This window comes from Streptomyces sp. NPDC051452 (assembly GCF_044454765.1).
GTDB lineage: Bacteria > Actinomycetota > Actinomycetes > Streptomycetales > Streptomycetaceae > Streptomyces.
The window spans coordinates 462,210-470,581 of sequence record NZ_JBITEB010000001.1; the positions used below are offsets into that span (position 1 = coordinate 462,210).

General features: G+C 72.7%; 4 protein-coding genes. 3 read left to right on the forward strand and 1 reads right to left on the reverse strand.

Annotated elements, in window-relative coordinates; all coding sequences use genetic code 11:
* The first annotated feature begins 707 nt into the window (after window positions 1–707).
* The gene (locus ACIBA9_RS02075) at window positions 708–2,126 is read left to right on the forward strand and encodes a S1 family peptidase (RefSeq protein WP_399359995.1); all 1,419 of its coding nucleotides are present in this window, start codon (window positions 708–710) and stop codon (window positions 2,124–2,126) included.
* A 108-nt stretch (window positions 2,127–2,234) separates the two neighbouring features.
* Here ACIBA9_RS02075 and ACIBA9_RS02080 read toward each other — a convergent pair whose 3' ends face one another.
* The gene (locus tag ACIBA9_RS02080; RefSeq protein ID WP_399359418.1) at window positions 2,235–4,376 is read right to left on the reverse strand and encodes a SpoIIE family protein phosphatase; all 2,142 of its coding nucleotides are present in this window, start codon (window positions 4,374–4,376) and stop codon (window positions 2,235–2,237) included.
* A 1,195-nt stretch (window positions 4,377–5,571) separates the two neighbouring features.
* Between ACIBA9_RS02080 and ACIBA9_RS02085 the strand changes: the two genes are divergently transcribed.
* Both ACIBA9_RS02085 and ACIBA9_RS02090 read left to right on the forward strand, forming a co-directional pair.
* On the forward strand, window positions 5,572–6,780 hold the full coding sequence (locus ACIBA9_RS02085) for a cytochrome P450 (RefSeq protein ID WP_399359419.1): 1,209 nt from the start codon (window positions 5,572–5,574) through the stop codon (window positions 6,778–6,780).
* A gap of 97 nt (window positions 6,781–6,877) precedes the next feature.
* Window positions 6,878–8,233 (forward strand): serine hydrolase domain-containing protein, encoded by a 1,356-nt coding sequence (locus ACIBA9_RS02090; protein ID WP_399359420.1) that lies wholly within the window; start codon window positions 6,878–6,880, stop codon window positions 8,231–8,233.
* Window positions 8,234–8,372: the final 139 nt, after the last annotated feature.

The window sequence follows — 8,372 nt, forward strand, 5'->3', positions numbered from 1 at the left end:
CCCTCTGGGTACAGACGTGGCCGCGACCGAGGGCGCCGGGCACCCGTTCGACGGGAACCCGGGCAACCCCTGCGGTGCGATGGATCAAAGCACGCACGCGGCGCGCGCTTCCAATCAACCAGGGCTCCCACCTGCGCACTTGGCTCCCACACGGGTGCATCCGTGCAGGTGTGCGCACGGCACGTCGGCGACTCCTTCACATGTGGCACGGCATCGTCGCGGCCGGCCCCTTGCCCCGAGCGCCCCGAATCCGGCACTCCACGCCAAAGGCGTGCCGGGGGGCGTGCGTATGTGCAGATCCGCCGACGATGGTGCCCTGCTCGGGCATGGGATGTGGAGATTCCCTGAAGCAGGGATTCCGGTCTGCTTTTCGGACGCAGCGTCACCAGGCCGTCGCCCAGCGTGCCGACTGGCGGCTCCGCCTTGGCGAGGGCCGCCTGGATCAGGACATCCGAACCGGTCACCGTCCGCCGGTACGACGCGGACCGCCGGACCGTCGTCATCGGCGCGAACCCGCCCCGCGCGGCCGTCCGGCGGCACGCGTGCAACGTGGCCGATTCGCCCTCGTAACAGGCCCGGCGGGAAACGGAATTGAACACACCGCTCGGCCGGTGCGTACCTACGGCCATCCAGGCGCCCCGATACGAACTGCCCGACAGGGGCAGACCCCCCGTCCCAGGAGGTCGAGAAGTTTGAGTCACAAGCGAATGCCGAAGCGCAAGGCCGCGATAGCCGTGGGCGGTGTGGCGGCCCTCGGAGCGGCGGCCCTGCTGCTGCCCAACGCCAACGCGTCCCAGGACAAGGACCAGGCCTCGGGCGCCACCGGCACCGCGAAGACCCTGAAGGCCGCGGACGCCTCGGACCTCGCCGGCCGGCTGCGCAAGACCCTCGGCGACGCCTTCGCCGGGTCGTACTACGACAGCGGCAAGCAGCAGCTCGTCGTCAACGTGGCCGACGGCGACGGCAACGTGGTCGCCCAGGCGGAGAAGGCCGGCGCGGCCGTCCGACGGGTCGACAACAGCATCGCCGAACTCAGGTCGGCCGCGAAGACGTTGAAGGCCAAGGCGACCATCCCCGGCACCTCGTGGGCCGTCGACCCGCGCACCGACAAGGTCCTGGTCACCGCCGACTCCACGGTCACCGGCTCCCGGTGGGACAAGCTCCAGTCGACCGTGCGCGGCCTCGGCTCAGGCATGGCGACCCTGAAGAAGTCCGGCGGTACCTTCAAGACCTTCGTCTCCGGCGGCGACGCCATCTTCTCCCAGGTGCAGGGCGGCAACGTGCGCTGCTCCCTCGGCTTCAACGTCACCGCCTCCGACGGCAGTCCCGCCTTCCTGACGGCCGGTCACTGCGGGGTCGCCGCGAAGCAGTGGTCCGACTCCCAGACCGGCCAGCCCATCGCCACCGTCGATCAGGCCACCTTCCCGGGCAACGACTTCTCGCTGGTCAAGTACGACGACGCCACAACGCAGGCGCCCAGCGAGGTCAACACCGGCAACGGCCAGACCGTACAGATCAACCAGGCCGCCGATGCCACGGTCGGCCAGACGGTGTTCCGGATGGGGTCCACCACCGGACTGCACAACGGCAAGGTCACCGGACTGGACGCCACCGTCAACTTCCAGAGCGAGACCGACCCGAACGGCGTCGACACCGTCAACGGTCTGATCCAGACCGACGTCTGCGCCGAACCCGGTGACAGCGGCGGCTCGCTGTTCACCCAGGACGGCAGCGCCGTCGGCCTCACCTCGGGCGGCAGTGGCGACTGCACCAGCGGCGGCGAGACCTTCTTCCAGCCCGTCACCGCCGCCCTCCAGGCCACCGGCGCGACCCTCGGCTCCGGCGCCGCCGCCGGCGGCAACGGCGCGGGCGACCAGTCGGGTGCGGGTGCCGGTGACCAGTCCGGTGCGGGTGACCAGTCGGGCGCGGGTGCCGGTGACCAGTCGGGTGCGGGTGACCAGTCCGGTGCGGGTGCCGGTGACCAGTCGGGTGCCGGGGCCGGGGGCGACCAGATCGGCGGCGGGCAGGACCCGTCGGCCGGCGCCCCGTCCGGCAACGGCTCGACGGACGCCCCGTCCGGGACCGGCCAGGCGGGCGACGGATCGTCCGCTTCCGGCGGCCACTGAGCCGCACTCACCGACTCCGCCGGCGCCCCCACGCTCCCGCCGGCGGGACACGGTCCGGCCCTCCGGCGGGAGGGCCGGACCACGGCCGTCGGCCGCGGACGCGAGGTGTCAGGTGTCGGGGAGCGCACGCAGCAGCAGCACCGCCACGTCGTCCAGCCGCTCCCGGGCCGCCGCGCTGTGCCGGAGCACCTCGTCCGCGAGATCCTCCAGCGGCCGGTCGCCGATCTCCGACAACAGCGCGCCGAGATCCACCAGGGCGTCCTCGATGTCGATGTCGGGTGTCTCCACCAGACCGTCGGTATAGAGGACGAGGACCGAGCCGGGCACGAGGGAGACCTCGGTCGTCGGATAGACCGCCGACGAGTCGATCCCCAGCAGCGGCCCCCCGGCCAGGTCCAGCACCCGTACCCGCCCGTCCGGCCGGCGCAGCAGCGGCGGCGGGTGCCCCGCCCGCGCCATCACGGCCTTCCGGCGCCCCGGGTCCAGCCGCAGATACAGACAACTGGCGAACAGATCGGCCCCGAGATCGATCAGCAGCCGGTTGGTGCTGCTCATGACCTCGTGTGGCGCCTGCCCGACCGTGCTGTAGGCCCGAACACCGGTGCGGATCTGCCCCATCAGCCCGGCCGCCGTCACATTGTGTCCCTGGACGTCCCCGATCACCGCCGCCGCCAGCGGCACGGTCGGCACGAGGTCGTAGAAGTCGCCGCCGATCTCCATGCCGTGGGTGGCCGGCAGATAGCGGGCCGCCGCCTCCAGACCGGGCGGCGGCACCAGCGAGCGCGGCAGCAGCGCCTGCTGCAGACCGTGCGCCAGCCGGTGCTTGGCGTCGTAGAGCAGGGCCCGTTCCAGAGCCTGCGCGATCAGCCCGCCGAGGGACGTCAGCACGGCCCGCTCGTCGGCGGAGAAGGCGCGCGGCTCGGGGTAGGCCAGCACACAGGTGCCCACCGGCCGCCCGGACGCGATCAGCGGCAGATAGGCCCAGGCCGCGAAGCCGTCCGGGGTCTCGTACCGGTTCGGGTACAGCCGCTCCAGATCCGCCTGGGAGCCGAAGAACGCGGGCACTCCGCTGTTCAGGGCGTGGGTGCCCGGCGTGCGTTCGCTCAGTGGCAGGCCGTCGAACCGCTCCACGACGTGCGCGTGCGGGTAGCCCCGGTGGCCCAGCACGTGCAGTCGGCCGCCCTGCGACCGCAGGAGTACCAGCGCCCGGCTGCCGACCGCCGGGGCCACCTCGTCCCAGACCAGCTGCACGACGTCCTGGACGCCCACCGCCTCGGTCAGCGCGCCGGCCAGGCTCAGAATCTGGGAGATGGTCACCAGCCGTGAGGGATGCGGCTCCGGCTCCGCGGCCGGCCGGGCCAGATCCGCCGCGGCCCGGGCCCGGCTGATCCGCACGCTCAGCCCGGTCGTGCTCGGATACAGCCGGAACGACAGCCAGTCGCCCGGCGGGCGCAGCGCCACGAACGACGTCACCTCCTGGCTGATCAGCGCCGCCCGGTAACGGTCCTCGTAGACGGGGTCGTTCAGCCAGGGCACCGACGCCCAGGGCACGGTGCCGAGCAGTTCGGGGACCGGTGCGCCGAGCAGCTCGGCCGCCGCCGCGTTGACGAAGCCGATCCGGCCGTGCAGATCCAGCGACACCAGCCCGTACGGCAGCCGGGACACCATCCGCGCCGCCTCCACCGAGCCCAGCGTGTCCGCCACGCCCGCCACCGGCGCCGCCACCACGTCGGCCTCGGGGGCGGCCGGGCTTTCCTCCTCGGCGGCCCGCTCCAGCCGCAGCGCCAGCCGGTCGCAGGCCCCCGTCAGATGCTCCCGCTCCTGTTCCGACAGCTGTGGCGGATGCGCGCCGGGCCAGGTCACGAACACCGCGCCGTAGACCTCCTTCTCCGTCGCCACGGGCGCCGCCGCCAGGGCGAACGGATAGGGGAGCACCACCGAGATCCGCGGGTAGCGGAGGGCCATCTCCTCTTCGCCGCCCACCCACACCAGCCGCCGGTCGCGGACCGCGTCGGCGACCGGGATGGGCGCGCTCAGTCCCACCCGCTCCCACGGCGCCGCGAAGGCCCGGGGCATGCCCGCCGTCACGGCCATCTCCAGGACCGGCTCGTCGCGGCTGAGCAGGTACACCGCGCCCGAGTGCGCGCGCACCTCCTCCATCATCGCCACCAGCGCGAGCGACAGTATCGGTTGCTCGGCCGGCACCCCGCCGGGTGCCGGGACCCGCGCCGGCGCTGGCCCGTCGGACACGCCGACCACCTCCTCGCACGGCCGCGCGTCGCGTCTTGCGGAGACAGGACTCCCCTATGAGGGACAAGACTCCCCCGTGGGGGCGGTCCGCGCACGGCGAGCGCGCCGTTCACGCCCGGGCGCGCGCAACGGGAGGGCGGTCATACCCCGCATGTCCCGGCATATGCCCGCGCAGTCGAAGCATGCCGCAGCGTGTCGATGGATCTGTGCGCCCCCGCGCGCCCGGATGGCTGAAATCCGACGGGTGACCACGGCCGGCCGGAGGTTCGGCTGTTTTTCGCCGGTGCGTCGGTGCCGTGGTCGTCCCCCGGGTGATCGCCGGAACCGGCCGCCCGGTGCCGCCACCGGCGCGAAGCGCTCCGGAACCGGACACCCGTCCGGGCCGACGACGGCAGTGCGATCATCAGCCCAGATCAGGAGTGGCTTCGGCCAACGATTCGGCGGGGGGCCGAGACCAGGCGGTTCGGGCGAACCGGCTTGCCCGGGGGTGCGCACACGCCCCCTGGTTCACATTCTTTCGTAGGCACTGGGTTTGGCCGCGGGTCTCCCGGGCACACGCGGGGGCGACGATCCGGCCGGGGCGTCACTCGTCCGCGAGGGCGGACGAAGTGGCCGGGTGGTGACGCAAAAGCACAGCAGAAATACTCTCCGTTCAACCTCACGGGGTTGCTATCAGATGACCCGGCATGAAGACTGTGGCCGGGTTCCATCGAAACGAAGGTGTTCCGAGGTGCGGATCGTGCCATTCCTGTGTCAGCGCGACTCGGGACTACGTATTCTCTCACCTCGTTTCGAGCGGCCGGGTCCTCGGGCCCTGTTGTCCGTTCACGAGCCGGGAGGGTCCCGCACGGTCACCGGGCGGGAAGTGTCACCAAGGGGGAAGTGTTATGCCGGTTTGGTCCGCCGTAGGGCCGGGTGCGGGACGAGCCCGTGGCCGGCCGGGTAGCGGCAGCACCCGTCACCGGACGTGCTGAGCCGCTCCGGTCCGCCGAGGCGACGCGCTGACGGCACCTGACCGCCGGGCCGCGCGAAGAAGCCACCGAGTCGGCGCTGTCCGCCCGCACCTCCCGTGCGCCGTGGCAGAGCCGTGTCCGGGCCCGTCCAAGCCCGTCCGGTCCACCGGCGTGTTCAGCCGAGATTCCCAGGTCTGTCCGCGATTCCTCCCTGCCCCGCGCGCCGTAACCAAGGAGAAGACGTGACCAGTGACCAGCTGACGCAGGAGTCCTTCCTCCTCGACGTGTTACCCGAGCGCTGGCAGGGCCTACGCGCGGCCGGACCCGTGCGTTTCGACGAGAACCAGGGCGTGTGGCAGGTACTGGACCACGCCACGGTCTCCACCGTGCTCGCCGATCCGGCGACCTACTCGTCCGACCTGTCCGCGCTGACGCCCACCCAGGAGGACTTCGAGACCTTCCGGCAGGGCAACTTCGTCGGCATGGACCCGCCGGAACACCGCAAACTGCGCACCCTGGTCAGTCGGGCCTTCACCCCCCGGGTCGTGCGGGACCTCGGCCCCCGCATCGAGGCCGTGAGCGCGAGGCTGCTGGACGCCGTCGCCGACCGAGACCGGTTCGACCTGGTCGACGCGCTGGCCTATCCGCTCCCCATCATCGTGATCGCCGAACTGCTCGGCATCCCGGCCGAGGAGCACCGGCTCTTCCAGGAGTGGGCGAGCGTCCTGTTCGGCGGCGACCAGCTCGGCGAGGCCCCCGACATGGCCGACCTGGGACGGGCACTGGAGGCCATCGCCCCGACGGTGCGCGAGATGAACGGCTACATGCTCGCCCACATCCGCCACCGGCGCGCCCACCTCGGCGACGACCTCACCAGCAGACTCATCGCCGCAGAGGTGGACGGGGTGCGGCTGGAGGACCAGGAGATGGTCGGCTTCGTGGCCCTGCTGCTGGTCGCGGGCCACATCACCACCACCGCGCTGCTCGGCAACGCCGTCGTCGCCTTCGACCGGCACCCCGGTACGGACGCCGCGCTGCGTGCCGATCCCGAACTGCTGCCCCAGGCCATCGAGGAGGTGCTGCGCTGGCTGCCCCCCTTCCCCGAGCTGGGTCGCCGCGTCGCCCGGCCCGTGGTCCTCGGGGGACACGAACTGCCCGCCGACGCCCTGGTCATGGCGCACCTGGGGGCGGCCAACCGGGACCCGGACCGCTTCGACCGGCCCGATGTGTTCGACGTGACCCGGCAGCCCAATCCCCATCTGACCTTCGGTCACGGCATCCACTTCTGTTTCGGCGCCCCCCTGGCCCGACTGGAGGCACGGATCGCGCTGCGTATGTTGCATGAACGATTCCGCATACTGGCCGTCCCCTCCTACGAGGACGTCGTCCTGCAGAACCCGGCCGTCCTCATCGGCGTACGCCATCTGCCGGTCGAGGTCGCCAGAGCCTAGCCCGGCGCCCACGCGCCCCGGCCCCCGCACCGCCCGCTCACGGGCTGGGGCCGGTCCCTCCGCACCACAAGACCCACACAACGGGAGTTTTCCGCTCATGCCGTACACCGTCCCCACCGCTCCGGTCCGCTCCGAAGCGTCCTCCCCGCTGTTACGCCAGGAGCTGCAGGACCGCCTCGACACCCTCGCCCGGCGGCACCGCGTACCGGGCGCCCAACTGGTCCTGCATTCCGGCACGGACGTCCTCGCCCTGCACACCGGGACGGCCGACGTGAGGACCGGCGCGCCGGTCACGGTCGACACGGCCGTACCCCTCGGCTCGCTCACCAAGCCCTACACGGCGGCCCTCGTGCTGCTCCTGGCCGACGACGGCGACCTCGACCTGGACGAACCCGCCGCGGAACACCTCCCCGAACTGCGCGCGCTGCCCCAGGTGACGATCCGTCAATTGCTGAGCCACACCGCCGGGTTGCCGACGGGGCCGGATTCCGACACCGCCGCCGCGACGACCGGCGCCCGCTACCTCGCGGCCGTCTGCACCCCCCGCGACCTGCTCTTCACGCCGGGGACCGGCTTCTCCTACTCCAACGCCGGCTATGTCGCCGCCGGTCGGCTGGTGGAGGCGGTCACCGGCATGCCGTGGCACGAGGCGGTCCGTGCGCTGCTCCTCGAACCCCTCGGTACGGTGGGCGCGTTCCTCGGCGACAGCGGCGCCGCCCGCCCCCTCGCCGTCGGCCACGCCGTCAACACCGCCACCGGACTGGCCCGTCCGACCCGGCAGAACCTCGCGCCGCTGGAGGCACCGGCCGGCGCCCTGCTGGCGAGCGCCCACGACCTGTACGCGTTCGGCCGTGTCCTGGTCGACCGCTCGGACGTCCTGCCGCCCGCCGTCGCCAAGGAGATGCGCCGCGCCGACAGTGCCGCCCGGCCCGGCGCCCTGGCCGACGGCTGGGGACCGGGGCTGGCGCTGTACCGGCAGGACGACCGGGTGTGGTGCGGCCACGACGGCAACGCCCAGGGCACCTCCTGCCATCTGCGCGCCGATCCGGCCGACGGTGTGGTGGTCGCCTTCACCGGCAACGCCGGCGGTGCCACCGCGCTCTGGCGCGACCTCGTCGAAGACCTGGCCCGGCTCACCGGCATCCGGGTCCCCGCCGCCCGGCTTGCGGGGGACCGGGGCCGGCGCGTCGCCCTGCCGGACTGCGTGGGCACCTACCGCAACGGGGACATCGTCTACCGGGTGGCTCCTCGGTCGGACGGCTCGCCGGCCCTCTCCGTGAACGGCGACCTCGCCCTGCCCCTGGTCTGCTACGCCGACCTCTCGTGCGACCTGGTCGACCCGGCCACCGGCCGCCTCGAACCGGGCGGGCACTTCCACCGCGATCCGCGCACCGGCGAGATCGACCGCATACAGATATCCGGACGCACGGCACGCCGTACCGACGACGACTGAGCCGCTCCGGCCCGGACACCGGCCCGCCGCCCGCGCCGCTCCGCCAGGGGACCGTGTCGCCTTGGGGCCGCGACGCACGGCGAACCCCGGATGGCCGGAAACCGGACCGCCGGAAACCGGTCAGCGGGAAACGGTCCGC

Bases quoted from the DNA above. Each gene is read 5' to 3' on its own strand.
- ACIBA9_RS02090 (WP_399359420.1), top strand. From the start codon at position 6,878: ATGCCGTACACCGTCCCCACCGCTCCGGTCCGCTCCGAAGCGTCCTCC.
- ACIBA9_RS02075 (WP_399359995.1), top strand. From the start codon at position 708: ATGCCGAAGCGCAAGGCCGCGATAGCCGTGGGCGGTGTGGCGGCCCTC.